The organism is Stenotrophomonas sp. YJH_SMC_12-1 (assembly GCF_059370935.1).
In genome coordinates, this window is the sequence record NZ_JCAFUD010000003.1 from 228,811 (window position 1) to 252,527 (window position 23,717).

The following is a 23,717-nucleotide window of genomic DNA, read 5'->3' on the forward strand; positions in this document are numbered from 1 at the left end:
ATCCATCAGGTGCTACTGTGCCGCCATGCTGTTCCCCCACGACCTTCCCGATGCGGACGTCCGCCACCTCCCGGCCTGGCTGTCTCCCGCCGAGGCCGATGCCTTGCAGCGCGATCTGCAGGCCGGCGTGCCGTGGGAGGTGCATCGCATCCGCATGTTCGGCAACTGGGTGGATTCGCCGCGGTTGAGCTGCTGGATAGGTGATCCGCAGGCGCGCTATCGCTACTCGGGGGCGGAATTCGTGCCGCACCCGTGGCCGCGGTCACTGCTGGGCATGCGCGAGCGCCTGCAGGACGATGGCATTGGCCGCTTCAACAGCGTACTGCTGAACCGCTATCGCAGCGGTGGCGATTACATGGGCTGGCACAGCGACGACGAACCCGAACTGGGCCCGGCGCCGGTGATCGCCTCGCTGAGCCTGGGGGTGGCACGGCGTTTCCTGCTACGCCGGCGTGATGATCCGACGCAGAAGACCGAGTACCTGCTCGGCCATGGCGACCTGCTGGTAATGGCCGGGCAGACCCAGCGCTATTACCAGCACGCGTTGCCGAAGATGGCGCGCGTGCAGGGCGAGCGGATCAACCTGACGTTCCGCTGGATTGCGCCACGCTGATCGATCAGCGCGTGACGGTCGGCTGGTCGGCCTGCCCGCTCACCAGCGTCCAGCCCACCACATCCTGCGCCAGCTGCTGCAGGCCGCGCTCGAACGCGGCGGTCACCGACGGCACGTCGGTACTGCCGACCGGCTGTGCCTGGCGGAAGGTACGGTCGGCGACCACGCGCTGGTCGGCGACGTGGATCAGCTTGGCGTTGACCTCGATCACCACGGTCGGCGTGGCCTGGCCCTGGTAGTCCGACTCGAAGCGGCGCACGTCGGTGGACAGCTTGTAGTCGGCGCGGATGCCGGCGGTGCTGCGGGCGACGCCGTGGATGCGTCCGGAATCCTCAAAGCCGCGCAGCAGGGTGTCCTCGATCATGTCGGTGGCCGGCTGGGCCCAGCTGGCGCCCTTGTAGATCTCCAGCTGCGATGGGGTCGGCCGCACGTTGATGCGCGGGCTGTCGACCATGCGTGCGGCGCTGGGCTTGGCCAGTACCAGCTGCCAGCTGGCCTGCGGCCACGCCGGATCGGCCTTCACCTGCACGGCGGGCGAGTACAGCGTCACCGCAGTTTTCTCGCTGCTGCCAAGGATGGAGCAGCCGCCCAGCAGGGTGACCAGCGAAGCGGCCAGCAGCAGGCGCGGAAGGGGCATCGGGCTCATTTGGGTTCGAACTCCTTCGGTGCGTCGCGGCCCAGCAGGTAGCGCGCGGGGTTGTTCTCGAGGCGGTCGCTGACCCGGCGCAGGTCGCGGATCAGGCCGCGCAGTTCGGTCAGCGTCGGGCCCAGCTGGCCGAGGCCATCATTGGCGAAGCTGTTGATCGCGGCGCGGTTCTCGCCAAGGATCGAATCGGCGTTGCCGGCGGCCGAGTCGAGCTTGGCCAGGGTGCCGTCCAGCTTGTCGATGATGCCCGGCAGCTGCTGCACCAGGTTCCTGTCCAGGCGCTCGATGGTGCCGTTGGTGGTCTTCAGCGTGGTGTCCAGGCTGCGGGCGGCGTCGCGCGCGCTGAGCAGCAGCGCCTGCGTGCCCTGGTCACGGTCGGCCAGGCCGCCGCTGATCGTCTCCAGGTTGGCCAGCGTCGCGTTGATCGAGGCCACGTTGCGGTCGCTGAGGATCTGGTCCATGCGCTCGACGATGCGGTTGGCGACGTCGGTGATGTTCTGCAGGGCCGACGGCGTGGTCGGGATGATCGGCGCCGGATCCTTGTTGACCGTGGTCAGCGCCGGCGACTGCGGCGTGCCGCCGCTGAGCTGGATGATCGATGGGCCGGTCAGGCTGGTGATCGCCAGCTTGGCGCGGGTATCGGTCTTGACCGGGGTGGTCGAGTTCAGGCGGATGCGTGCGACCACCTGGCGCGGGTCGTCCGGCACCAGGTTCAGTTCGATGATCGAACCGACCGCGATGCCGTTGTACTGCACCGGGCTGCCCACCGACAGGCCGGTCACCGCCTCGCGGAACACCACGCGGTATTCCTGCCAGGTGCGGTCGGAGGAGTACTTGGCCGCCCACAGGCCGAAGGCCAGCAGGGCCAGGCCGGTGATCAGGGTGAACGCGCCGATCAGCACGTAGTTGGCTTTGGTTTCCATGGCTCAGGCACTCTCGATCTGTTCGCCGCGCGCGGCACGCGCACGCGGTCCGTGGAAGTATTCCTGGATCCACGGATGATCCAGTTTCTCGATGTCCGGCAGTGGCGCGTTGGCCACCACTTTGCGGTCGGCGATCACCGCCACCCGGTCGCAGATGGCGTACAGCGTGTCCAGGTCGTGGGTGATCAGGAACACGGTCAGGCCCAGCGCTTCCTGCAGGGTCTTGATCAGGCGGTCGAACGCGGCCGCGCCGATCGGGTCGAGGCCAGCGGTCGGTTCGTCCAGGAACAGCAGCGGCGGGTCCAGCGCCAGCGCGCGGGCCAGGCCGGCACGCTTGCGCATGCCGCCGGACAGCTGCGAGGGCAGTTTGTTGATCGCATCGGCGGGAAGGCCGGCCAGCTTCACCTTCAGCAGCGCCAGCTCGTAGTGCCAGCGCTCGGGCAATTCGCGGTGGTGTTCCTTCAAGGGCACCTGCACGTTCTCGCCCACGGTCAGTGAAGAGAACAGGGCGCCGTCCTGGAACAGCACGCCGGTATTGCGTTCGATGTGCAGGCGGCTCTCGGCGTCGTCGGCACGCGCATCGCGGCCCAGCACCTCGATCTGGCCGGCGTCGGGCGTGCGCAGGCCCAGGATCGAGCGCATCAGCACCGACTTGCCGGTGCCCGAGCCACCCACCACGCCCAGGATCTCGCCACGGCGCACGTCCAGGTCCAGGTCTTCATGCACGGTCTGGCTGCCGAAGCGGTTGACCAGCCCGCGAACGCGGATGGCCAGGTCATGGACGTCGTCGTCCTGCATGGAAATGTCTTCGGGGGTCGGATGCGTGCTCATGTCACCAGTCCATGTGCATGAACCACAACGCCGCGAAGGCGTCGATGATGATCACCAGCGAGATCGTCTGCACCACGCTGGAGGTGGTGCGTTCACCGACCGACTGCGCCGTGCCTTCCACCTTCAGCCCTTCCAGGCAGCCGATCAGGCCGATCACCAGCGCGAACACCGGCGCCTTCGACAGGCCGACCAGCATGTGCCGCACTTCCATCGTCTCGTGCATGCGCGCGATGTACATCTGCGGCGGGATGTCGAGGTCGAACGCGCCGACAGTGATGCCGCCGGCCAGGCCCGCGATCATCGCGATGAAGGTCAGCAGGGGCAGGGTGACCAGCAGCGCCAGCAGGCGTGGCAGCACCAGCAGGTCGATCGGATCCAGACCCAGCGTGCGCATCGCGTCGATTTCCTCGCGCGCCTTCATCGCGCCGATCTGCGCGGTGAACGCACTGGCGGTGCGGCCGGCCAGCACGATCGCGGTCAGCAGCACGGCGAACTCGCGCAGGAAGGCAATGTTGACCAGCTCGACCACGTAGATCTCGGCGCCGAAGTCGCGCAGGATGGTCGAGCCGAGGAAGGCGATCACCGCACCGACCAGGTAGGACAGCAGCGCCACCAGCGGTACTGCGTCCAGCCCGACCTGCTCCATCTGGTGGACGGTGGCGGTCAGGCGGAAGCGACGGGGCTCCTTGACCAGGCGCGCCGCTTTGACCAGGTTCTCGCCGAGGAAACTGCACAGCGCCTTGATGTTGTGGCCAGTGGCATGGACGCTGACACCGAGCCGTTCCAGCGCCGCCAGCACGCCGAAATCGCGCTTGGGCCGGGGCCGGTCGTCGGCCACTTCCTCGATGGTGCAGACCAGCGCCTGGTGGTCCGGCCGGAACTGCAACGCGTCCTCGCCAAGGTCGGCGCGATGCGCTACGCGCAGTACCTGCAGCACGCCGGCCGAATCCATCTTCTCGATGCCGGTGGCGTCGATGCCGGTCAGCGTGTCGGGAACGCCGCGCAGGACTTCGGCCGCGGCCAGCGCGGTCTTCAAGGTCCAGGTGCCGGACAGGCGGATCAGGCCCGGGTCATGGGCATCCTGTTCGAGCTGGGGGGCGTGGTTCGGGGTCACTTGGGCCATTCGGATCGCAGCATAACCGTTCTGTCTGGGGCATCGCGTCGAACCCGGATGAATTTATCCAGTGCGGCCCGGCAGTAGGTAATACTACGGCGCATGTCCGCAGACGCTCACACGATCCCCACGCCCCAGGCCACCTACGCGCAGCGCGTGGCCTTTGTTTCCGAGATCGCCGGACGCCTGCACAGCTACGGCACCACGGCCCAGCGCCTGGAAACGGCGGTGGTGGCACTGGCCCGCCAGCTCGATCTGGATTGTGAACCGTGGTCGAATCCCACCGGTATCATCCTCAGTTTCAGCGACCCGGCACAGGCGATCGGCTCCAGCGACATCACCCGCGTGATCCGCCTGGCGCCCGGCGAGAACGACCTGCACAAGCTCAGCGTCGCCGACCATATCGCCGAGGAAGTGGCCAACGGGCGGATGAGCATTGCCCAGGGCCACACCGCGCTGCGCCAGCTGGACAAGGATCCGGGCCGGCGCGGCAAGCTGCGCACCATTCTTTCATTCACCCTGGGCGCGGCCGGCGTGGCCGGCATGTGGAAGCTGCCGTGGCTGGACATCGCCACCGCCGGTGTCATCGGCCTGATGATCGGCCTGCTCGGCATGGTCACCGACCGTCGCCCGGCCACCCGTGAAGCGGCCGAGGCGCTGGCGGCGCTGCTGGCCGGCATGGTCGCAACCCTGGTTGCGTCCTTCGTCGGCGCACTCAACCTCAACACGGTGATCATCGCCTCGCTGGTGGTGCTGCTGCCGGGCATGTCGCTGACCAATGCGGTCAATGAACTCGCCAGCCAGCATTGGGTCTCCGGTACCGCGCGCTTCGCCGGCGCGTTGACCACCATCATGAAGCTCAGCGTGGGCGCGATGATCGCGGTGACCCTGGCCGATGTACTCGGCCTGGACCCGGTGATCCGCGCCACGCGGCCGCAGGGGCCGTGGGTGGAGTGGGGTTCGCTGCTGACCGCGGCATTCGCCTTCGCGATGCTGTTCAAGGCCAACCGGCGCGATTACCCGTGGGTGATCGCGGCCTCGGTGGCGGGTTACGCGATCTCCAAGTTCGGCGGGCACGCCTGGGGCGCGCCGGCCGGCATCTTCCTGTCAGCGATGTTGCTGACCGCCGGTGGCAATCTGTTCGGCCGCCTCGTTGGCCGCCCAGGAGCGATCATCCGCCTGCCCGGCATCATCATGATGGTGCCCGGCAGCACCAGCCTGCGCGGTGTGCTGACCCTGGTCCAGCAGCAGGACGTGGGCGCGGGCCAAAGCGTGTTCCTCACCGTGCTCAACGTGGTGATGGCGCTGGTGGCCGGCCTGCTGTTCGGCAACCTGCTGATGCCGGCGCGCAAAACGCTGTAGGTGTGGACCGTTGGCCCGCACACCGAAGAATGAAAAACGCCGGCTTCCGCCGGCGTTTTTCATTGCATCCCGATCCGGCCTCAGGCCTTCTTGATCAGGAAATCTTCCGGCTTCTTGTTGCCCTTGGCGGTCAGCTCGGCCATCCAGCGCGGCTGCTTGCCACGACCGGTCCAGGTTTCCTTGGGGTTGGCCGGGTTGCGGTACTTCGGGGCAACCTTGCCCAGCTTGCGGCCGGCGGTCTTGGACGGTGCCTTGGCTGCCGGGGCGGCTTTGCGCGCGCGCGGTGCCGGGGCGCCGCCGAACAGTTCTTCGATGGTGTAACCCTCGGTCTTGGCCAGCTTGGTCAGCTGGGCCCGGACCTTGGTGATTGGCCGGCGCTTGGCGACGATGGTCTGCTGCTTCTTGGCGGTACGGATCAGGGCGCCCAGCTCGCGTGCCGACAGGCCGGTCAGGTCAATGCTCATTTACGGTTACTCCGGAAACTAAAATGTGGACGGGACGAGCCAGTCCATGGCGTCGCGGGACAGAATAGAGATGAATTAATCACAGCACAAATGCAGGCGGGTCATGGCCTGGCAGCATCCCGGCTGCATTGCGTCGATTTTGACCGGATTATGTCCGCTGCAATATTGCTCAACTGGGCGACAGGCAAAAAAAAGACCGGGGCATGCCCCGGTCTTCTCCTGATCAGCCCTGCAGTCGCTGCAGCAGGGTGGCCTTGTCCAGGCTTTCCGCTTCGCTGGCGCGGCGCGAGCGGTACTCGTAGGTACCGGCGGCCAGGCCGCGCTCGCTCACCACCACGCGGTGCGGAATGCCGATCAGTTCCATGTCGGCGAACATCGCGCCCGGGCGCAGGCCGCGGTCGTCGAGTACCGCGTCCAGGCCGGCGTCGCGGAGTTCCTGCAGCAGGCTGGCAGCAGCATCGGCCACGGCGGCGTCGCCCTTCGGGTTGATCACGCACACCACCACCTGCCACGGCGCCATCGCGTCCGGCCAAATGATGCCGGCATCGTCATGGTTCTGTTCGATCGCGGCAGCCACCACGCGCGAGATACCGATGCCGTAGCAGCCCATCGCCATCACCGCCGCCTTGCCGTTCTCGTCCAGCACGGTGGCATCCAGCGCTTCGGCATATTTGCGGCCGAGCTGGAACACGTGGCCGACTTCGATGCCACGGGCGATCTTCAGTTCGCCACCGTCCAGCGCGCGGTCACCGGCACGCACGTTGCGGATGTCGGCCACTTCCGGTTCCGGAAGGTCGCGGCCCCAGTTGACCCCGGCCAGGTGGAAACCGACTTCGTTGGCGCCGACGACGAAGTCGGACATCGCGGCCACTTCGCGGTCGGCGACCACGCGGATGGCCTTGGCCGGGGCGACCGGGCCGAGGAAGCCCGGCACGCTGCCCAGGTACTCGGCGATTTCCGCCTCGCTGGCGAAGCGCTGTTCGTCCAGGCCGGCGACCTTGGCCAGCTTGATCTCGTTGACCTCATGGTCGCCGCGCACCAGCACCAGCACGAACTGCTGTGCTTCGCCTTCACCGGCGATCAGCGCCACCGACTTCACCGTGCGCTGCAGCGCGATGCCGAGCAGCGCCGCGACGTCCTCGCAGGTTTTCTGGGTAGGGGTGTCGACCTTGCGCATAGCTTCACTGGCAGCCGCACGCGGTGCCGGATCGGCGGCGATCGCCGCTTCCATGTTCGCGGCGTAGTCCGAACCGGTGGAGAACACCAGCGCGTCTTCGCCGGAATCGGCGATCACGTGGAATTCCTGCGAGGCATCGCCACCGATCGCGCCGGAGTCGGCCTGCACCATGCGGAAGTCCAGGCCGAGGCGGGTGAAGATGCGGCTGTAGGCCGACTTCATGTTCTCGTACTCGCGCACCAGGCACTCATCGTGCAGGTGGAACGAATAGGCGTCCTTCATCAGGAACTCACGCGAACGCATCACGCCGAAGCGCGGGCGGATCTCGTCGCGGAACTTGGTCTGCACCTGGTAGAAGTTCACCGGCAGCTGCTTGTAGCTGGACAGCTCGCTGCGCGCGAAGTCGCAGGCGGCTTCTTCGGCGGTCGGGCTGTAGCAGAACACCTGGTCCTTGCGGTCCTTGATCTTCAGCAGCTGCGGGCCGAACTTCTGCCAGCGCCCGGTCTGCTCCCACAGTTCCTTCGGCTGGATGGTTGGGATCTGGAATTCCACGGCACCGGCGCGGTCCATTTCCTCGCGCACGATGCGTTCAACCTTGCGCAGCACGCGCAGGCCCAGCGGCGACCAGGTGTACAGGCCCGATGCCAGCTTGCGGATCATGCCCGCGCGCAGCATCAGCCGGTGGCTGGTGAGCTCGGCGTCGCTGGGGGTTTCCTTGGTGGTGTGCAGGTGGAACTGGGAGAGGCGCATCGTCGGCTTCGGATAACGGCAGAGACGCCTATTCTGCCAGCCCGGCCGGGGAGAGGGGTATCGGCAGGGCTGCGCCCTGCACCCGCCTCAAGCAACGTCAGCTGCAACAGCAACAGCGGGCTTCCCGTGGGATGGCGGGGTGGGTCCGGTTGCGGGAGACGCCGTAAACCCATCCCTGGGGGCTTGGCCGCGGCATCCATGCCGCGGACACTCCCGCAACCGGACCCACCCCGCCATTGACAGGCCCCGCGATCTGTTGGACATGCGGATGGGGTCAGATCCGTTCTCCGCAGGAAAACGGATCTGACCCCGGATTCAATTCGAGATCTGACAGATTTCATCCACGCATGGCGTGGATCTACCACCGTCACCAGGAACCTGTCGGGGGTGGGGCGGTGTGGGTTGGCAGGACCGTTGGCGCCATGGATGGCGCCATCGAGCCCCCAGGGATGGGTTTACGGCGTGTCCTGCCAGCCCACACCGCCCCGCCAAACCAGTAGAAAACCAGAGCCGCTTTGGCATTTGACGTTGCCGTTGCTTGAAGCAGGTGCAGGGCTGCAAGCCCTGCCGATAACCCTCACTCTGCCGGGCAGTAAGCCTTGATGGCGGCCTCCGCCAATCCCTTCTGCGCGCTGCGCTGTTCCGCGGTCAACGCGGTATCGGCCTTCCCGTCGCCATTGGTGTCCTGCATCACCTGGCCGGAGCCTTCCAGCAGGGCCAGGTTGGCACGGGCGGTGCTGCACTGCTCCGGCACCGGCGCGGCCGGGGTCTCGGCGCTGGCCGCGGCCTGCGGGGTGCGCGCCTGTTCGCGGGTCTCGAACTTCTTGCCCGCCGGCGGGGTCTCCGAATACTGGGTCACGCCATGGGCGTCCTTCCATTTATAGACCGGGCCGGCCACGGCGTTGGCACTGGCCAACAGCAGCAGGCATCCAAGGCAGGACAGGGCACGCATGGCAAACTCCGCGGAATGGGCGTAGAACGCCGATTGCAGCATTGGCGCCGAGCACTGGCAAGTCGATTAAACTGGATTCCATGGACCCGATCACACCGCCGCCGCGTTCGCGCACGATTTACCTGCTGCCCAACCTGTTCACCACCGCCGGCCTGTTCGCCGGCTTCTACGCGATCATCGCCGCGGCCAACGGGGATTTCGTCAATGCCAGCATCGCCGTGTTCGTGGCGGCGGTGATGGATGGCCTGGACGGGCGCGTGGCGCGCCTGACCGGTACCAGCAGCGAGTTCGGCGTCCAGTACGACTCGCTGGCCGACCTGGTCAGCTTCGGCATGGCCCCGGCGCTGGTGATGTACCACTGGTCCCTGTCGTGGCTGAAGTTCGATGACCCGCTGCTCGGCCGCGTCGGCTGGGCCGTGGCCTTCCTGTATGCCGCCTGCGCGGCGCTGCGCCTGGCCCGCTTCAACACCCAGGTCGCGGTGGTCGACAAACGCTGGTTCGTCGGCCTGGCCAGCCCGGCCGCGGCCGGGCTGATGATGTCCTTCGTCTGGGCCTTCGCCGATGGCAACCTGGGCTGGGACGGCAACCAGCTGCGCTACGTGGCGTTGGCGGTGACGATCGTCGCGGCGCTGTTGATGGTCAGCCGTATCCGTTTCTGGAGCTTCAAGGGTGGCGGCGCCAAGGGCACCCGTTCCGACCGCGTGCCGTTCCTGGTGCTGGCCCTGGTGCCGGTCGCCATCGCCATCGCGGTCATTGATCTGCCGCGCGTGCTGTTCGCGGTCGGCATCCTGTACGCCTTGTCCGGCCCGGTGATGTGGGCCGTGCAGCGCCTGCGCAAGAAGCCCGAGGCCGCGTGAGCCAGGAACTGCCCGTGCTGTGGTCACCGGCCCAGCAGGCCTGGCTGCAGGCCATGGGCTACACCGTCTATCACGACGGCCAGTTGGCTGCGGAGCTGGATGCCGCGCTGCAGTTGAGCGTGGCCGAAGCCGATGCGGCTGCCGCGGCTTCGGCGGAACAAGTGCGGGCGGGTTCGGCCTCCATGCGGGAACACCCTGCCGAAGCCGCACCCGCTCCTCACCAGGAACGCCCGGCACCTACGCGTCGCGAGACCCCCGTCACCGCACCGGATACCGCACCGGCAACGGCCCGCCCGCTGCCGGGTGGCAATGCGCGGCAGCCGGTGGTGCGGCTCCCGGATCGCCTGCAGATCGCATTGCTGCGTGCCTCCGGCTGTAATCCCAACGACCCTGCCACGCAGGCGCTGATGGACAGCTGGCCGCTGGACCAGCTGCGTCAGGACCCGGCCGCCAAGCGCGCGTTGTGGCCGCAACTGCGCGCCCTGCGCAAGCGGGGCGCACCATGAGTGCGGTCAGCCAACCCGGCCCGGTCAGCCTGCGCGCATTGCGCGAGAGCGACCTCAATGCGGTGATGGCGATTGAAGTGCGTGGGTATCCGTTCCCATGGACCCGCGGCATCTTCGTTGATTGCCTGCGTGCCGGTTATCCCGGCCTGGCGATGGAGCGCGATGGCCAGCTGATCGGCTACGGCGTGCTCAGTATTGCCGCCGATGAGGCACACGTATTGAACATCTGCATCGATCCGCTGGCGCAGTCGCGTGGGCTGGGTCGCCAACTGCTGCGCGCACTGGTGCAGCTGGCAGGCAACCGCGGTGCGCAGCGTGTGTTCCTGGAAGTGCGTCCGTCCAACACGCCGGCGCTGGCGCTGTACCACAGCGAAGGCTTCAACGAGATCGGCCGTCGTCCGCGCTACTATCCGGCCGCACAAGGCCGCGAAGACGCGGTGGTGATGGCGATCGAACTGGTCGACGACGACCTGCAGACGATGCCGCCGCTGTAACGGAGAAGGGTTGCCGGCCAGCGGCCAGCACTACCGGTGGATCTCCGCTGTCATCGACACGTCACCTGCCGTGGTAGGTGCCAACCTTGGTTGGCACGTTTTTCTCACGCCAGCCGCAGTGCCAACACACCGCCGACGATCAGCGCCGCCGCCAGCCAGCGCGCACGCGGAATCCGCTCGCGCAGCACGAACACCGAGATCAGCAACGCGAAAAGGATCGAGGATTCACGCAGCGCCGAGACCATCGCCACCGGCGCCTGGGTCATGGCCCACAATGCCATCGCGTAGGACGCCGTGGTGCCGACGCCACCGGCCAGTCCCAGCGGCCAGTGCTGGCGCGCATAGTCCAGCACTGCGCCGCCGCGGGTGTACAACGCCCACAGGGGTAGTGGGATGCCTGACAGCAGGAACAGCCATAGCGTATAGCTGAGCGCACTACCGGACTGGCGCGCGCCCTGCGCATCGACCAGGGTGTAGGTAGCGATCATCGCCGCGGTCAGCAGCGGCAGCCGCAGCTGGCCGCCACGTGTGCCCAGTGCCATGCACAGGATGCCGCTGCTCACCAGCACCACGCCCAGCCACGCCGCCGGGGGCAGTTGCTCGCCCAGCAGGGTGCCGGCCAGCGCAACCAGGATCGGCGCGCTGCCACGCATCAGCGGATAGGCCAGGCTCATGTCGACCTGCTGGTAGCAGCGTGCCACCAATCCGTAGTAGGTCACCTGCAGCAGCACGGATGCAGCCAGCCAGGGCCAGCTGTGCGCGGCCGGGAACGGCAGGAAGGGCAGGGTGGCCGCCGACAGCAGCGCGGCGCTGCCGGTGACCAGCACGGTGCCGAGGAACTTGTCCGGCCCGCGTTTGACGATCGCATTCCAGCTGGCATGCAGGGCCGCAGCCGCGAGGACCAGCAGGAAGATGGAAAGAGGCATCGGGCGATGATGCCATGCCGGGGAAATGTTCCGGGTTTGGTGGGTGCCAACCTTGGTTGGCACATCGCTCAGTGCGGACCAAGGTCCGCACCCACCAGAGCGGGGCAGGGCAGGTGCCAACCTTGGCTGGCACGCACCAGAGCGCGGCGCTTACAGCTTCGCGCGCTGCTCGCGCAGGCCGGCCAGCTGGGTGTTCCAGTCGGCCAGTCGCACGCGCTCCTGCTCGACCACGGCCGGCGGCACCTTGTCGGTGAACTTGGCCAGCTTGGTCTCGCTCTTTTCCTTCTCCGCTTCGACGCGGGCGATTTCCTTGTCCAGGCGCACGCGCTCGGCATCGAGATCGACCAGGCCTTCCAGCGGCACCAGCAGCTTCAGCTCGCCCACGATCGCGGCGGCGGCCGGCGGTGCGCTTTCGCCTTCGGCCAGCCACTGGATGCCGTCCAGCTTCAGCAGGAACGACAGCGAGGCGCTGAAGCGTTCGATGCGCACGCGGTCCTGCTCCAGCCCGGCCTGCAGGCGCAGCGGCACCAGCTTGGACGGCGCGACGTTCAGCTCACTGCGCACGCGGCGCACGGCACTGATCACCGCCTTCAGCCATTCCACGTCGGCCTCGGCCTGGGCGAAATCGCCTTCGAACTCGGCGGCGGTCGGGTACGGGCGCAGCGACAGCGTGGTTTCGGCCAGGCCCAGGCGCGGCGCCAGCTGCTGCCACAGCTGTTCGGTGATGAACGGCGTGAGCGGGTGCAGCAGGCGCAGCAGCGCTTCCAGCACGTACAGCAGGGTGTGGCGGGTGCTTTCGGCGTCGGCGGGGTCTGCACCGTTCAGTGCCGGCTTGCTCAGTTCCAGGAACCAGTCGCAGAACGCGTTCCAGGCGAACTCGTACAGGCACTGCGCCAGCAGGTCGAAGCGGTAGGCGGCGAAATGGCCCTGCGCTTCGGCGGTGGTGGCGGCCAGGCGCGCGAGGATCCAGCGCTCGGCATCGGTACGCGGCCTGGGAACGCCGGTGAACGCCGCGCCCTCGGTGTTCATCAGCGCGAAGCGGCTGGCGTTCCACAGCTTGTTGCAGAAGTTCTTGTAGCCCTCGGCGCGGTTCATGTCGAACTTGATGTCGCGGCCGTGGGTGGCCAGCGCGGCGATGGTGAAGCGCAGCGCATCGGCACCGTGGGCGGCGATGCCGTCCGGGAATTCCTTGCGGGTGGCCTTCTCGATCTTCTCAACCATCTTCGGCTGCATCAGACCGCCGGTGCGCTTGGCGACCAGGTCGTCGATGGTGATGCCGTCGATGATGTCCAGCGGGTCGAGCACGTTGCCCTTGCTCTTGGACATCTTCTGGCCCTGGCCGTCGCGGATCAGGCCGGTGAAGTAGACGTCCTTGAACGGGATCTTCCCGACCAGGTTGTCGGTGGCCATGATCATGCGCGCCACCCAGAAGAAGATGATGTCGAAGCCGGTGATCAGCACCGACGACGGCAGGTAGCGATCAAAGCCACGCTCGGCCATGGCCTGCTCGTTGGGCCAGCCCAGGGTGGAGAACGGCCACAGCTGCGAGGAGAACCACGTCTCCAGCACGTCGCTTTCCTGGTTCAGCACCACGTCGCTGCCGAGGTTGTTCTTTGCCCGCACTTCCTCTTCGCTGCGACCGACGTAGCAGCTGCCGGTGGCTTCGTCGAACCACGCCGGGATGCGGTGGCCCCACCACAGCTGGCGGCTGATGCACCAGTCCTGGATGTTGTTCATCCAGTGGCGGTAGGTGTTGATCCAGTTCGGCGGCACGAAGGCGATGGTTCCGTCTTCGACCAGTTCCAGGCCACGCTTGGCCAGGTCGTCCATCTTCACGAACCACTGGTCGGTCAGGTACGGCTCGATCACCTGGCCGGTACGGTCGCCGCGCGGCACCTGCAGCTTGTGCGCCTTGGTCTCGACCAGGATGCCCAGGTCTTCCAGTTCGGCCAGCACCGCCTTGCGCGCGGCGTAGCGGTCCAGGCCCTGGAAACGCTCCGGTGCGTTTTCATTCAGCGCCGCCACCGGGGTGAACAGGTTGATCATCGGCAGGCTGTGGCGCACGCCCACTTCATAGTCGTTGAAATCGTGCGCCGGGGTGACCTTGACCACGCCGGTGCCGAACGCACGGTCCACGTAGTCGTCGGCGATCACCGGCACGCGGCGGCCGGTCAGCGGCAGCACCACGCTCTTGCCGATCAGGTGGGCATAGCGCTCATCTTCCGGGTGCACCATCACCGCGGTATCGCCCAGCAGGGTTTCCGGGCGCGTGGTGGCGACCACCAGGTAGTCGCGGGTTTCGCGCAGGGTTTCCACGCCGTCGGCATCGCGCTCGACGTGCTCGTAGCTCAGGCCTTCATCCAGCGTGTAGGCGATCGACCACAGGAAGCCGTCTTCCTCGGCGCTCTCCACTTCCAGGTCGGAAATGGCGGTCTTCAGCACCGGGTCCCAGTTGACCAGGCGCTGGCCGCGGTAGATCAGGCCCTGCTCGTACCAGCGCACGAAGGCTTCGTTGACCGCCGCCGACGGCTGCGGATCCATGGTGAAGGTGCTGCGCGACCAGTCGGCGGAGGTGCCGAGGCGGCGCATCTGGCGCTCGATGGTATCGCCGGACTGCTGCTTCCACTCCCAGACCTTGCCGATGAAGCCTTCGCGGCCCAGCGAATCACGGGTCTCGCCCTTGCCTTCCAGCGCCAGGTTGCGGCTGACCACCATTTCGGTGGCGATGCCGGCGTGGTCGGTACCGACCTGCCACAGCGTGTCGTAGCCGCGCATGCGGTGGTAGCGCACCAGCGCGTCCATCAGGGTCTGCTGGAACGCATGGCCCATGTGCAGCGTGCCGGTCACGTTCGGCGGCGGCAGCAGGATGGTGTACGGCTCGCCCGTGCCGGACGGCTTGAAGTGGCCGGCCTTCTCCCAGGCCTCGTAGAGGTCGGTCTCGAAGGACTTCGGGTCGTAGCTGGAGGCGAGTTGGGTCATGCGGGGGAACCAGGAGGTAATCGTTGAAGGATCAGGGCGCGGCGGCGGCCCATCAAGGGGGCCGGGGCGCGCTTACATGTCGTGCTTGTTCAGCTCGTAACCGGCGGCCTTGTACTGGCGCCAGCGTTCGCGCAGCGGTTCGCGCGCTTCCGGATCGGCCGGGACCACTTCCAGCACGCGTTCGCACTGGCCCAGCCAGGGTTCATCGCGCAGGTTGATCACCAGCGGGCGTGCCGGCGCGTCGGTGCCGGGTACGGCGATCAGCACCAGGGCCTCTTCCTCGTCCATGTCTTCGCCGGCGATCTGGTGCGGGATGTAGGCATCGTTGTCGAACGCCCACAGCAGCTCGTCCAGCTCCTCGGCCTGGGCCTGGTCGCGGGCCAGCACCAGGGTGAACAACCCGGCGTCGTTGGCCTTGCGCGCCAGTTCGCAGACCAGGCGCAGCGGCTCGGTCAGGAAGCGGGGCTTGGCGATCAGGTAGAAGTCGGCGCGGGGCATGGCAGGATCCGGGTCAGGCAGAGGCCCGGCGGTGCCGGGCGAGGCCCTGGCCAGCGGGGGCCGGCCAGGGTCGGGTACGGCATCAGGCGCGGGCGGCCTGGTCCAGCAGCCACTGGCTCAGCAGGCCGACCGGGCGGCCGGTGGCCATGCCACGCTTGCCTTCATCGCTGGCCACGCCGGCGATGTCCAGATGGGCCCAGCGCTGGCCTTCGGTGAAGCGCGACAGGAAGCAGCCCGCGGTGATCGCGCCGGCCCAGCGGCCGCCGATGTTGTAGACGTCGGCGAAGGTCGAATCCAGCATCGGCTGGTACTCGTCCCACAACGGCAGGCGCCAGGCGCGGTCGAACACATGCTCGCCGGCGGCCAGCAGTTCATTGGCCAGGTCGTCGTGCTTGCTCATCAGGCCGGCGGTCTGGTGGCCCAGGGCGACCATGCAGGCACCGGTCAGGGTGGCGACGTCGACCAGCGCGGCCGGTTCGAAGCGCTGCGCATAGGTCAGCGCATCGCACAGGATCAGGCGGCCTTCGGCGTCGGTGTTGCCCACTTCGATGGTCTTGCCCGACATCGAGGTGATCACGTCGGACGGGCGGTAGGCGTTGCCGTCGATGGCGTTTTCCACCGCCGGCACCACCACCACCAGGTTCAGCGGCAGCTTGGCCTTGACCGCGGCGACGAAGGTGCCGATGACGTTGGCGCCACCGCACATGTCGTACTTCATCTCTTCGATGCCGCCCTGGGTCTTCAGGTTGACGCCACCGGTATCGAAGGTGATGCCCTTGCCGACCAGCACGTACGGCTTGGCGTCGCCGCCGCCGGTCCACTTCAGCACCACCAGGCGCGGGCGGTTGGCCGAACCACGGGCCACGGCCAGCAGCGAGCCCATGCCCAGCGCTTCCATCTGGTGCTCATCGAGAATCTCGGCCTCGGCACCGTCATGCTCACCGGCGAACTTCACGCCCACCTCGGCCAGGTAGGCCGGGGTGCAGTAGTTCGGCGGCAGGTTGCCCAGCTCGCGGGCGAACTCGACACCGGCGGCGATGGCCTGGCCCTGGGCCAGGGCCTGGGCGTCGTCACCGGCGATGGCCAGCTGGGCCAGGCCGGCGTCGTCGGCCTTCTTCTTGCCCAGAGTGGCGGTGTAGCGGTAGGCAGCGTGATCGGCGGCGATCACCGCCTGGCGGATCGCCCAGGCCGCGTCGCGGTCCTTGATGGCCACTTCGGACAGGGTGAACAGTGCGCTGCGGGTAGCGCCCGCCTTCAGCGCGCGCACGGCGTCGCCAACGGCCTTCAGGTACTGCGGTACACCGAAGCGGGCGGCGTCGCCGAGACCGACCACCAGCACGCGCGGGGCGGACACGCCCGGCAGGTCGTGCAGCAGGGTGGTGGCGCCGGTCTTGCCGGACAGGTCGCCGCGCTGGGCCAGCGAGGCCAGGCGGCCGCCGCTGGCGGCGTCCAGGGCCTGTGCGGCGGGGGTCAGGGTATGGTCGGCATACGCGCCGACCACCAGGCAATCAACGGCGGCGGCGGCCGGAGCAACGTGGTTCAGGGTGAATTCGAGGGCCATTGAGCAGATTCCATTGGCGAGTCCGTACAATCGCAGGCCGTTTACGCCCAGACAGTAGACTGGGCGGCACCGCGAACGAACCCCAGAGTTTAAACCACCGCCCCATGCTGAAGCTCGACCGATACCTGCTGGGCGATTTCGTCCAGAGTTTCCTGGCTACCCTGATCGTCCTGCTGGTGGTCAGCGTGGGCGGCGTGCTGGTGGACATCCTCGGCAACATCGCCGACGGGCGCCTGCCGGCCAAGCTGCTGTTCTCCCAACTGGGCCTGCAGTTCATCGCCTACCTGCCACTGATCCTGCCGCTGGCGTTGATGCTGGGCCTGCTGCTGGCGGTGGCCCGTCTCTACCGCGACTCGGAAATGGCCGTCATCACTGCCATTGGCGTGGGCCCCAAACGCCTGCTGCGGCCGCTGCTGATGCTGGTGGTGCCGGTGGTGGCGCTGGTCGGCGCCTGCTCCTTGTGGCTGGGCCCGTGGGCCGGCCGGGTGGCCGAGCAGATGATCATCGAGGCCAATCGAAGCGTGCTGATGGCGGGCCTGGAGCCGGGCCGCTTCACCCAGCTGCCCAATGGTGGCGTGGTCTACCTGTCCTCGATCTCGCCCGATGGTACCCAGCTGGGCCGGGTCTTCCTGCAGCGGCAGAAGGACGATCGTCTGGAAGTGGTGTCCGCCGCAGGGGGGCGCATGTTCTTCGAAGGCGCCCGCCAGCGCTTCCTGGAGCTGGATGATGGCCACCAGGTGGAAGGACCGGTGGCCGGGGGGCTGGATTACCGTCTGGCCACCTTCGCCCGCAACGATGTGGCCCTGCCCGACGGTGCGCAGACCCGTACCGGCGATGATCCGGAACTGATGCCGACCACGCAGCTGTTCGGCGATGACCGGCCCGAGGCGCAGGCACAGCTGCATCGCCGCCTTGCCCCGCCGTTGATCGCGCTGGCGTTTGCGCTGCTGACCGTGCCGCTGGGCCGCAGCTCGCCGCGCCAGCAGCGCTACGGGCGGATGATGCTGGCGCTGATGGCCTACATGGTGGGCACCAACCTGATGTTCATCGGCAGTGGCTGGATCGCCAATGGCAAGATTCCGCCTGCGCTTGGCCTGTGGTGGCTGACCCTGCCGCTGCTGGCGCTGGCGATCTGGATGTATGCACGTGATGGCCGCCTGGGCCGCCCGAAGGGAGCCCGCGCATGAGACTGCGCCCGATGCGTTTCGACCTGTATCTCGGCCAGTCGGTGTTCACCACGGTGCTGCTGACCTGGGCCGTACTGGTGGGCCTGGACGTGGTGATGGCGTTTTCCGGCGAGTTCAAGGACATCGGCAAGAACGGCTACACCCTGGGGCATGCGGCCGCCTGGGTGCTGTATACGGTGCCACGCCGTGCCTACACCATGTTCCCCACCGCTGCGGTGATCGGTGCGCTGATGGGCCTGGGCCAGCTGGCCGCGACCTCCGAGCTGACCGCGCTGCGTGCGCTGGGCCTGTCGCGCAAGCGCCTGAGCGTATCGGTGGCCATCGCCCTGTCGTTGCTTACCGCAGTGATGGTGCTCAGCGCCGAGACGCTGGGCCCCTGGGGCCAGGACCGTGCCGATGCGCTGAAGTCCAGTGCCAAATGGGGGCGGGACATCTCCACCACCCGCTATTCCGGCCTGTGGGCGCGCGAGGGCGATACCTTCCTCAGCGCCGCCGGTGGCGAAGAGCAGCTGGTGGGCGACAAGGGCACGCGGCTGATCCTGCGTGACGTGCGCCTGTATCGCATCGCCGAGGATGGTCGGATCGCCTCGCTGACCCATGCGGACACGGCCGAGCATGACCGTGACGGCTGGGTGCTGACCGGCGTGCGCCGCGATACCTTCGCTGAACGTTCGGCCACGCGCGAGGAAGTGGCGCGCGAGCCGTGGAACTCCAAGCTGGACGCCGGCGCGCTGGCCACCGGCATCGCCAAGCCGCGCAACCTCAGCGTGGCCGAACTGCGCACCAGCATCGAATACCGCGAGCGCAACGGTCTGGATGCGCGCGACTACGAGGATGTGTACTGGAGCCGCTGGTTCTACCCGGTGAACGTGCTGGCGCTGTGCCTGGCGGCGGTGCCGTTCGCGTTCGGCTCGCTGCGCAGTGGTGGCATGGGCAAGCGCCTGTTCCTCGGCATCCTGTTCGCGCTGGGCTTCTGGCTGCTGCAGCTGTTCTTCGGTCGCATGGCCGGCGCGTTGAAGTTCGATTACCGCATTGCCTATGCGTTGCCGCCGATCGTGATGCTGGCGATATCGGGATTGCTGTTCCGGCGCAAGTCGGGCTGATCATCGTTGTTGTAGAGCCGAAGGTAGCGGCAGGAGCCGCTGCCAACGTCGCTGGCGACGGCCTGAAGGGTGCCGGCCGGGACGGCAGGCATAGCCCACGCTCGGCTGCTGTGCGCGCACCGCCCGCCAACCGAGCTTCGGCTCGACTCTACACAAGCGCCGCGCAGGATCGGATTGAAAGGTGATGCGTTACCGCTTCGGCATGCGCAGCAGGCGGGTGCCGCTGGCGCGGTCGTGCCAGGTCAGCCGCTGGCGGTCAGCCCATGCCCACCAGAATCCCAGGCCGCCCAGCAGCAGCGACAGCGTGCCCACCACGAAGCGCAGCCAAAGCTGCGTGCGTCGCAGGGGCGCGCCATCACTCGATTCCAGCTTCAAGCGCCACGGCCGCATGCCCAGCGTCTGCCCACCGCGGCGCCAGCTGGCCGTGGCATACCACCCCGTGACCAGCCAGCACACCGCCCACAGCAGCCACTGCCAGGCGCTGAACGGTGCGATGTTCTCGCGCTGGGCGTGGCCGCTGAAGGTGTAGGCAAGGGTGAACAGGGTGCCGGCCAACATCCACAGCGCCAGCACCGGCAGCGCGTCGTAGACCATCGCCAGCACGCGCCACAGCAGCAATGCACGCGGGCGGGGCAGCTCGGTAGTGGCCGCAGGGGCCGTATCAATGGCGGGGCGGGACATGCGCCGAGCATACGCAATGCTGGCCGCATCCGCAGTGGCCCTCGTATCCTGCACGCATGGCCCTTGTTTCCACCCCCGCCGAACGCCGCCAGCTGGTCCAGCAACTGCCCGAACTGCGCGCCGACGACAGCATGCGCATCCAGCGCTTCCTCGATGCGATCTGGGCCGAGAACGGTCTGGCCCGCGCCACCCTCGACAGCTACCGGCGCGACCTGGAAGGGCTGGCTCGCTGGATGGATGGGCGCGATGGTGGCCTGGCCGGCATCGAGCGCCCGGGGTTGTTCGACTACCTGGCCTGGCGCACCCGTCATGGCTGGTCGCCGCGCAGCAATGCGCGGTTGCTGTCGGCGCTGCGGGCGTTCTTCGCCGATGGCGTGCGCCGTGGCGAGCGCGGCGAGGACCCCAGCGCGCTGCTGGATCCGCCCAAGCTGCCACGATTGCTGCCCAAGGCGCTGGCCGAAAGCCAGATCGACGCGCTGTTGGCAGCGCCGGATATCGACAGCCCGCTGGGCCTGCGCGACCGCGCCATGCTGGAGTTGATGTACGCCGCCGGCCTGCGCGTGAGCGAGCTGGTGCTGCTGCCGGCCACCGCGGTCAACCTGCGCCAGGGCGTGTTGCGGGTCACCGGCAAGGGCAGCAAGGAACGGCTGGTGCCGCTGGGTGAGGAATCGCAGCACTGGCTGGAGCGCTATCTACAGGCATCGCGCCCGCTGCTGGTCGGCAAGGGCAAGGTGCAGGCGCTGGCCGATGGGCAGACCCCGTTGTTTGTCGAGCCGATGCTGCATGCGCTGACCCGGCAGGCGTTCTGGCACCTGGTCAAGCGCCACGCGCAGGTGGCCGGCATCGACCCGGCGCGGATCAGCCCGCATGGCCTGCGCCACAGCTTCGCCACCCATCTGCTCAACCGCGGTGCCGACCTGCGCGCGCTGCAGATGCTGCTTGGCCACAGCTCGTTGTCGACCACCCAGATCTATACCCTGGTGGCGCGCGAGCACCTGCAGAAACTGCACGCCCGGCATCATCCGCGCGGCTGAGCCGTGTCCTGAACCCCGGCCCCGGGTGGTGCGCGGCGTCGCGGCCCGGTGCCGGTGGCTGTGTCAGAATCCGGGGTCTTCTTCTGTCGCGGACTGCTCCATGCTCCGATTTGCCATCGCCGCCGTGTTCGGTGCGCTCAGCCTGACTGCCTGCGCCCAGCCGGCCCCGCCAGCCGCCAAGGCGCCTGCCGCTGCTGCCAAGCCCGGCCCGGCCGCCAACGCGCCAGCCGACCAGGCCGTGCGCGCTGCGTTGACTGCCCTGAACCCCGGTTTCAAGGTGGACTACATCGGTGCCGCGCCGTTCCCCGGCTTCCGCGAGGTGGTCGTTTCCGGCCAGCTGCTGTACGTGTCCGACGACGGTCGCTACCTGTTCCAGTCGCAGCCTTACGACACCCGTGCCAAGGGCCCGGCCAACAGCGAAGGCCTGCTCGGCTACCGCCGCGATCTGCTGGCCAAGGCCAACCATGGCGACCGCATCGTGTTCGCCGCGCCGAATGCCAAGTACACCATCAGCGTGTTCACCGACATCGAGTGCGGCTATTGCCGCAAGCTGCACCAGGACATCGCCGAGCTCAACCGCAACGGTATCTCCGTCGAGTATCTGGCATTCCCGCGCATGGGCCTCGGCAGCAAGGACTACACCGACATGATCTCGGTCTGGTGTGCGGCCGATCGCCGCCAGGCACTGACCAACGCCAAGCGCGGTGGCAACGTGCCGGCAAAGAACTGCACCAACCCGGTGGCGATGCAGTACGCACTGGGCCAGCAGCTGGGCGTGAACGGCACGCCGGCGATCTTCGCGCCGGACGGCACCCAGCTGGGGGGCTACCTGCCGCCGGCGCAGCTGCGCGCGGCGCTGGAAAAACTGTCGGCCAAGCGCTGATCGGCGCCGACCTTTTCCTGTAGAGCCGGGGATGCGTGTCGCATCCCCGGCTTTTTTCTTACTTCAGGCCATCACTGACCGCCTTGGTCAGCGTGCCCTGCGCATCATCACCACTGAACTCCCAGACGAACGCGCCGCCCAGGCCCTGGGTCTTCACGTAACCCATCTTGCGGGTGATGTTGGCCGGGGTGTCGAAGCTCCACAGCGTGCTGCCGTTGTAGATCCAGGTGGCACCGGCGGTGTTGTCGGTGTAGCCCGGCCACGCCAGGTTCTTCAGCACCTTCCAGTCCTCGATGCCGGCTTCATACGTGCCCGGGGCAGCGCCGGTCGCGGTCTGGTACAGGCCGTTGTTGGCGTTGGCCACACCGGTCCAGCCACGCCCGTAGTAGCCGATGCCCAGGTTGAGCTTGGCGGCAGGCACGCCACGGCTGATGAAGGCCTCGATGGCGTCGTTGCTGTTGTACAGCTTCTGGTCGCCGGTGGACGGATCATTCGGCGAATCAAACAGCGCCGACTGGTGATTGGTCTTCGCATCCCACGCGCCGTGGAAGTCGTAGGTCATCACGTTGATGTAGTCCAGGTACGGGTGGTACGCGGCCGGGTCGGTGACGCGGATCTTGTCGATGCCGGCACCCACCGCCACCGTCAGCAGCAGGCCCGGACGCACTGCATCGAGCTGGCGGCGGAACTCGGCCATCAGCGCGGTGAAGTTGGCGTTGTCTTCCGGCTTGCCGCATTCGATGCCGCACGCAACCGGGTATTCCCAGTCGATGTCGATGCCGTCGAACACGCCCAGCGCGGCACCGGCACCACCGGCACCGTCGGTTACCGGTAGGTTGCCCTTGATGTAGGCATCGATGCACGAGGCGACGAAGGCCTGGCGGTTTTCCGGGCGCGCCGCGCTGGAGAAGCCGCGCGACCAGGTCCAGCCACCCAGCGAGATCAGCACCTTCATGCCGGGGTACTTGGCCTTGAGCTGCTTGAGCTGGTTCCAGTTGCCGCGCAGCGGCTGGTCCCAGGTATCGGCGCTGCCGCTGACACTCTCGGCGGCACTGAAGGCCTTGGTGTAGTCGGCGAAGGCATCACCACCGGCACCGCTGTTCGGATCCGATGGCTGTGTGACGCCCACTTCGCAGCGGTTGTTGCGCACGTTGCCGAAGGCGTAGTTGATGTGGGTCAGGCGCGCGGCCGAACCGCTGCTGTCGATGTTCTTGACCCGGTAGTTGCGGCCGTAGATGCCCCACTGGGTGAAGTAGCCGATGACCCGCTTGCCGTTGGTGCCGCCGTCGCCGGCCAGCGTGGTGGCGCTGATCTCGGTGCCCTGCGCGGACGCGTTGCCGGCGTTGTCGCGGGCACGCACACGGTAGCGGTAAGTGGTCGATGCAGTCAGGCCGCCATCGACGTAGCTGGCACTGGATGGTGAACCGACCAGGCTGCCATTGCGGTACACGTCATAGCCGGCCACGCCGCTGCCCCCGGTGTTGTCGGTGGACGGGCTCCAGCTGAGCGCGATGCTGTTGGCGGTACGCGTGCCGACCGCCAGTCCGCCCGGCACGCTCGGTGCGGTGGTATCGCCACCGGCGGCGTTGACGGTGATGGTGATGGTCGCGGTGCTGCTGGTGGCGTTGTTGTTGTCGGTGGCTACCGCGCGCAGGGTGTGGCTGCCGGCGCTGGCATTGGTCCAGCTGGCCGCATACGGCGCACTGGTGGCCACGCCCAGCGTGCTGCCATCGCGGAAGAACTCGACCTTGGCGACGCTGCCGTCCGGATCACTGGCGGTGGCGGTCACGTTGACCGTGCTGCCGGCGCTGAAGGTGGCGCCGTTGGCCGGCGAGGTCAGGCTGACCACCGGCGGCTGGTTGGCGCCGCCGCCATCACAGGCGCCGAGGTTGGTGTAGTAGGGCGCACCGGCCGGATGGTCCGGCGGTGCGTTCCAGATGTCCTGGTTCGCCCGATAGAGGACGCCTCCTTTCTGCAGGGTATCGCCGGCCCGGTAGATCTTGGCCTGGTCCCACTGGGCCACGCCGGCACAGCTGGCGGCCTGCGCCAGGCCGGGCAGGGCAGCGGCACCGGCGGCCACGGCAAGCAGCCAGGCCAGGCGGCGGGGACGACAGTTTCGGGTCGCACGTTCGGCACTGCGCACAATCGGGTCGTACATGGGTAAGTCTCCGATCAA

The 23,717-nt window shown here is 67.6% G+C and carries 22 protein-coding genes; 9 read left to right on the forward strand and 13 right to left on the reverse strand.

From position 1 onward, the window contains the following. Positions 1-25: 25 nt before the first annotated feature. Positions 26-613 (forward strand): alpha-ketoglutarate-dependent dioxygenase AlkB family protein, encoded by a 588-nt coding sequence (locus AC5P8Y_RS07220; protein WP_164133440.1) that lies wholly within the window; start codon positions 26-28, stop codon positions 611-613. Positions 614-617: 4 nt separating this feature from the next. Here AC5P8Y_RS07220 and AC5P8Y_RS07225 read toward each other — a convergent pair whose 3' ends face one another. Genes AC5P8Y_RS07225 through AC5P8Y_RS07240 form a run of 4 tightly spaced genes read right to left on the reverse strand, consistent with a single transcriptional unit; the run spans position 618 to position 4,136 of the window. Beyond that, the gene (locus tag AC5P8Y_RS07225; protein ID WP_099481351.1) at positions 618-1,259 is read right to left on the reverse strand and encodes an ABC-type transport auxiliary lipoprotein family protein; all 642 of its coding nucleotides are present in this window, start codon (positions 1,257-1,259) and stop codon (positions 618-620) included. Beyond that, positions 1,256-2,182: an MlaD family protein gene (locus AC5P8Y_RS07230; protein ID WP_005408000.1), complete on the reverse strand. Its 927-nt coding sequence runs from the start codon at positions 2,180-2,182 to the stop codon at positions 1,256-1,258. The genes AC5P8Y_RS07225 and AC5P8Y_RS07230 overlap by 4 nt, the downstream gene beginning before the upstream one ends. A gap of 3 nt (positions 2,183-2,185) precedes the next feature. After that, complete coding sequence (locus AC5P8Y_RS07235) at positions 2,186-3,013, reverse strand: ABC transporter ATP-binding protein (RefSeq protein WP_164133441.1); 828 nt, start codon at positions 3,011-3,013, stop codon at positions 2,186-2,188. A 1-nt stretch (position 3,014) separates the two neighbouring features. Then, complete coding sequence (locus AC5P8Y_RS07240) at positions 3,015-4,136, reverse strand: ABC transporter permease (protein ID WP_005408002.1); 1,122 nt, start codon at positions 4,134-4,136, stop codon at positions 3,015-3,017. Between the two features lie 93 nt (positions 4,137-4,229). Between AC5P8Y_RS07240 and AC5P8Y_RS07245 the strand changes: the two genes are divergently transcribed. Further along, the gene (locus tag AC5P8Y_RS07245; RefSeq protein WP_005408003.1) at positions 4,230-5,489 is read left to right on the forward strand and encodes a threonine/serine exporter family protein; all 1,260 of its coding nucleotides are present in this window, start codon (positions 4,230-4,232) and stop codon (positions 5,487-5,489) included. Positions 5,490-5,569: 80 nt separating this feature from the next. Here AC5P8Y_RS07245 and AC5P8Y_RS07250 read toward each other — a convergent pair whose 3' ends face one another. The 3 genes from AC5P8Y_RS07250 to AC5P8Y_RS07260 all read right to left on the reverse strand — a co-directional run bounded on the left by AC5P8Y_RS07250 (position 5,570) and on the right by AC5P8Y_RS07260 (position 8,832). After that, positions 5,570-5,953, reverse strand: a complete 384-nt coding sequence (locus tag AC5P8Y_RS07250; RefSeq protein ID WP_005408004.1) for an H-NS histone family protein — start codon at positions 5,951-5,953, stop codon at positions 5,570-5,572. Positions 5,954-6,176: 223 nt separating this feature from the next. Then, entirely contained in the window at positions 6,177-7,880 is a 1,704-nt protein-coding gene (locus AC5P8Y_RS07255; protein ID WP_164133442.1) for a proline--tRNA ligase, read from the reverse strand. A gap of 577 nt (positions 7,881-8,457) precedes the next feature. Further along, on the reverse strand, positions 8,458-8,832 hold the full coding sequence (locus AC5P8Y_RS07260) for a DUF4124 domain-containing protein (protein WP_005408006.1): 375 nt from the start codon (positions 8,830-8,832) through the stop codon (positions 8,458-8,460). Between the two features lie 80 nt (positions 8,833-8,912). Between AC5P8Y_RS07260 and pssA the strand changes: the two genes are divergently transcribed. Genes pssA through rimI form a run of 3 tightly spaced genes read left to right on the forward strand, consistent with a single transcriptional unit; the run spans position 8,913 to position 10,689 of the window. Beyond that, on the forward strand, positions 8,913-9,689 hold the full coding sequence (gene pssA, locus AC5P8Y_RS07265; RefSeq protein WP_005408007.1) for a CDP-diacylglycerol--serine O-phosphatidyltransferase: 777 nt from the start codon (positions 8,913-8,915) through the stop codon (positions 9,687-9,689). Next, complete coding sequence (locus AC5P8Y_RS07270) at positions 9,686-10,195, forward strand: hypothetical protein (RefSeq protein ID WP_049454429.1); 510 nt, start codon at positions 9,686-9,688, stop codon at positions 10,193-10,195. The genes pssA and AC5P8Y_RS07270 overlap by 4 nt, the downstream gene beginning before the upstream one ends. Next, positions 10,192-10,689 (forward strand): ribosomal protein S18-alanine N-acetyltransferase, encoded by a 498-nt coding sequence (gene rimI, locus AC5P8Y_RS07275; protein ID WP_005412190.1) that lies wholly within the window; start codon positions 10,192-10,194, stop codon positions 10,687-10,689. Before AC5P8Y_RS07270 ends, rimI begins: the two co-directional genes overlap by 4 nt. Positions 10,690-10,793: 104 nt before the next feature. On the opposite strand, the gene AC5P8Y_RS07280 is transcribed toward rimI, so the two are convergent. The 4 genes from AC5P8Y_RS07280 to AC5P8Y_RS07295 all read right to left on the reverse strand — a co-directional run bounded on the left by AC5P8Y_RS07280 (position 10,794) and on the right by AC5P8Y_RS07295 (position 16,653). Further along, the gene (locus AC5P8Y_RS07280; RefSeq protein WP_111109028.1) at positions 10,794-11,615 is read right to left on the reverse strand and encodes an EamA family transporter; all 822 of its coding nucleotides are present in this window, start codon (positions 11,613-11,615) and stop codon (positions 10,794-10,796) included. 150 nt (positions 11,616-11,765) lie between these two features. Further along, positions 11,766-14,594: a valine--tRNA ligase gene (locus AC5P8Y_RS07285; RefSeq protein ID WP_164133443.1), complete on the reverse strand. Its 2,829-nt coding sequence runs from the start codon at positions 14,592-14,594 to the stop codon at positions 11,766-11,768. Positions 14,595-14,666: 72 nt separating this feature from the next. Then, a complete protein-coding gene (locus AC5P8Y_RS07290) occupies positions 14,667-15,092 on the reverse strand; it encodes a DNA polymerase III subunit chi (protein WP_005408012.1) in 426 nt (141 codons plus the stop codon). An 82-nt stretch (positions 15,093-15,174) separates the two neighbouring features. Further along, on the reverse strand, positions 15,175-16,653 hold the full coding sequence (locus tag AC5P8Y_RS07295) for a leucyl aminopeptidase (protein ID WP_005412193.1): 1,479 nt from the start codon (positions 16,651-16,653) through the stop codon (positions 15,175-15,177). A 104-nt stretch (positions 16,654-16,757) separates the two neighbouring features. On the opposite strand from AC5P8Y_RS07295, the gene lptF reads away from it, so the two are divergent. Then, on the forward strand, positions 16,758-17,840 hold the full coding sequence (gene lptF / locus AC5P8Y_RS07300) for an LPS export ABC transporter permease LptF (RefSeq protein ID WP_005408014.1): 1,083 nt from the start codon (positions 16,758-16,760) through the stop codon (positions 17,838-17,840). Further along, entirely contained in the window at positions 17,837-18,943 is a 1,107-nt protein-coding gene (gene lptG / locus AC5P8Y_RS07305) for an LPS export ABC transporter permease LptG (RefSeq protein WP_033834372.1), read from the forward strand. The genes lptF and lptG overlap by 4 nt, the downstream gene beginning before the upstream one ends. A gap of 189 nt (positions 18,944-19,132) precedes the next feature. On the opposite strand, the gene AC5P8Y_RS07310 is transcribed toward lptG, so the two are convergent. Next, entirely contained in the window at positions 19,133-19,624 is a 492-nt protein-coding gene (locus tag AC5P8Y_RS07310) for an RDD family protein (RefSeq protein WP_033834373.1), read from the reverse strand. Between the two features lie 56 nt (positions 19,625-19,680). On the opposite strand from AC5P8Y_RS07310, the gene xerD reads away from it, so the two are divergent. Together xerD and AC5P8Y_RS07320 are read left to right on the forward strand one after the other, a co-directional pair. After that, positions 19,681-20,658: a site-specific tyrosine recombinase XerD gene (gene xerD / locus AC5P8Y_RS07315; RefSeq protein ID WP_049453430.1), complete on the forward strand. Its 978-nt coding sequence runs from the start codon at positions 19,681-19,683 to the stop codon at positions 20,656-20,658. Positions 20,659-20,758: 100 nt separating this feature from the next. Then, the gene (locus AC5P8Y_RS07320) at positions 20,759-21,541 is read left to right on the forward strand and encodes a DsbC family protein (RefSeq protein WP_005408019.1); all 783 of its coding nucleotides are present in this window, start codon (positions 20,759-20,761) and stop codon (positions 21,539-21,541) included. Between the two features lie 58 nt (positions 21,542-21,599). Here AC5P8Y_RS07320 and AC5P8Y_RS07325 read toward each other — a convergent pair whose 3' ends face one another. Beyond that, positions 21,600-23,699: a glycosyl hydrolase family 18 protein gene (locus AC5P8Y_RS07325; RefSeq protein WP_033834375.1), complete on the reverse strand. Its 2,100-nt coding sequence runs from the start codon at positions 23,697-23,699 to the stop codon at positions 21,600-21,602. Positions 23,700-23,717: the final 18 nt, after the last annotated feature.

Excerpts from the sequence above, each read along its gene's own strand:
- AC5P8Y_RS07220 (WP_164133440.1), top strand. The coding sequence starts at position 26 with ATGCTGTTCCCCCACGACCTTCCCGATGCGGACGTCCGCCACCTCCCG.
- AC5P8Y_RS07225 (WP_099481351.1), bottom strand. The coding sequence starts at position 1,259 with ATGAGCCCGATGCCCCTTCCGCGCCTGCTGCTGGCCGCTTCGCTGGTC.
- AC5P8Y_RS07230 (WP_005408000.1), bottom strand. The coding sequence starts at position 2,182 with ATGGAAACCAAAGCCAACTACGTGCTGATCGGCGCGTTCACCCTGATC.
- AC5P8Y_RS07235 (WP_164133441.1), bottom strand. The coding sequence starts at position 3,013 with ATGAGCACGCATCCGACCCCCGAAGACATTTCCATGCAGGACGACGAC.
- AC5P8Y_RS07240 (WP_005408002.1), bottom strand. The coding sequence starts at position 4,136 with ATGGCCCAAGTGACCCCGAACCACGCCCCCCAGCTCGAACAGGATGCC.
- AC5P8Y_RS07245 (WP_005408003.1), top strand. The coding sequence starts at position 4,230 with ATGTCCGCAGACGCTCACACGATCCCCACGCCCCAGGCCACCTACGCG.
- AC5P8Y_RS07250 (WP_005408004.1), bottom strand. The coding sequence starts at position 5,953 with ATGAGCATTGACCTGACCGGCCTGTCGGCACGCGAGCTGGGCGCCCTG.
- AC5P8Y_RS07255 (WP_164133442.1), bottom strand. The coding sequence starts at position 7,880 with ATGCGCCTCTCCCAGTTCCACCTGCACACCACCAAGGAAACCCCCAGC.
- AC5P8Y_RS07260 (WP_005408006.1), bottom strand. The coding sequence starts at position 8,832 with ATGCGTGCCCTGTCCTGCCTTGGATGCCTGCTGCTGTTGGCCAGTGCC.
- pssA (WP_005408007.1), top strand. The coding sequence starts at position 8,913 with ATGGACCCGATCACACCGCCGCCGCGTTCGCGCACGATTTACCTGCTG.
- rimI (WP_005412190.1), top strand. The coding sequence starts at position 10,192 with ATGAGTGCGGTCAGCCAACCCGGCCCGGTCAGCCTGCGCGCATTGCGC.
- AC5P8Y_RS07280 (WP_111109028.1), bottom strand. The coding sequence starts at position 11,615 with ATGCCTCTTTCCATCTTCCTGCTGGTCCTCGCGGCTGCGGCCCTGCAT.
- AC5P8Y_RS07285 (WP_164133443.1), bottom strand. The coding sequence starts at position 14,594 with ATGACCCAACTCGCCTCCAGCTACGACCCGAAGTCCTTCGAGACCGAC.
- AC5P8Y_RS07290 (WP_005408012.1), bottom strand. The coding sequence starts at position 15,092 with ATGCCCCGCGCCGACTTCTACCTGATCGCCAAGCCCCGCTTCCTGACC.
- AC5P8Y_RS07295 (WP_005412193.1), bottom strand. The coding sequence starts at position 16,653 with ATGGCCCTCGAATTCACCCTGAACCACGTTGCTCCGGCCGCCGCCGCC.
- lptF (WP_005408014.1), top strand. The coding sequence starts at position 16,758 with ATGCTGAAGCTCGACCGATACCTGCTGGGCGATTTCGTCCAGAGTTTC.
- lptG (WP_033834372.1), top strand. The coding sequence starts at position 17,837 with ATGAGACTGCGCCCGATGCGTTTCGACCTGTATCTCGGCCAGTCGGTG.
- AC5P8Y_RS07310 (WP_033834373.1), bottom strand. The coding sequence starts at position 19,624 with ATGTCCCGCCCCGCCATTGATACGGCCCCTGCGGCCACTACCGAGCTG.
- xerD (WP_049453430.1), top strand. The coding sequence starts at position 19,681 with ATGGCCCTTGTTTCCACCCCCGCCGAACGCCGCCAGCTGGTCCAGCAA.
- AC5P8Y_RS07320 (WP_005408019.1), top strand. The coding sequence starts at position 20,759 with ATGCTCCGATTTGCCATCGCCGCCGTGTTCGGTGCGCTCAGCCTGACT.
- AC5P8Y_RS07325 (WP_033834375.1), bottom strand. The coding sequence starts at position 23,699 with ATGTACGACCCGATTGTGCGCAGTGCCGAACGTGCGACCCGAAACTGT.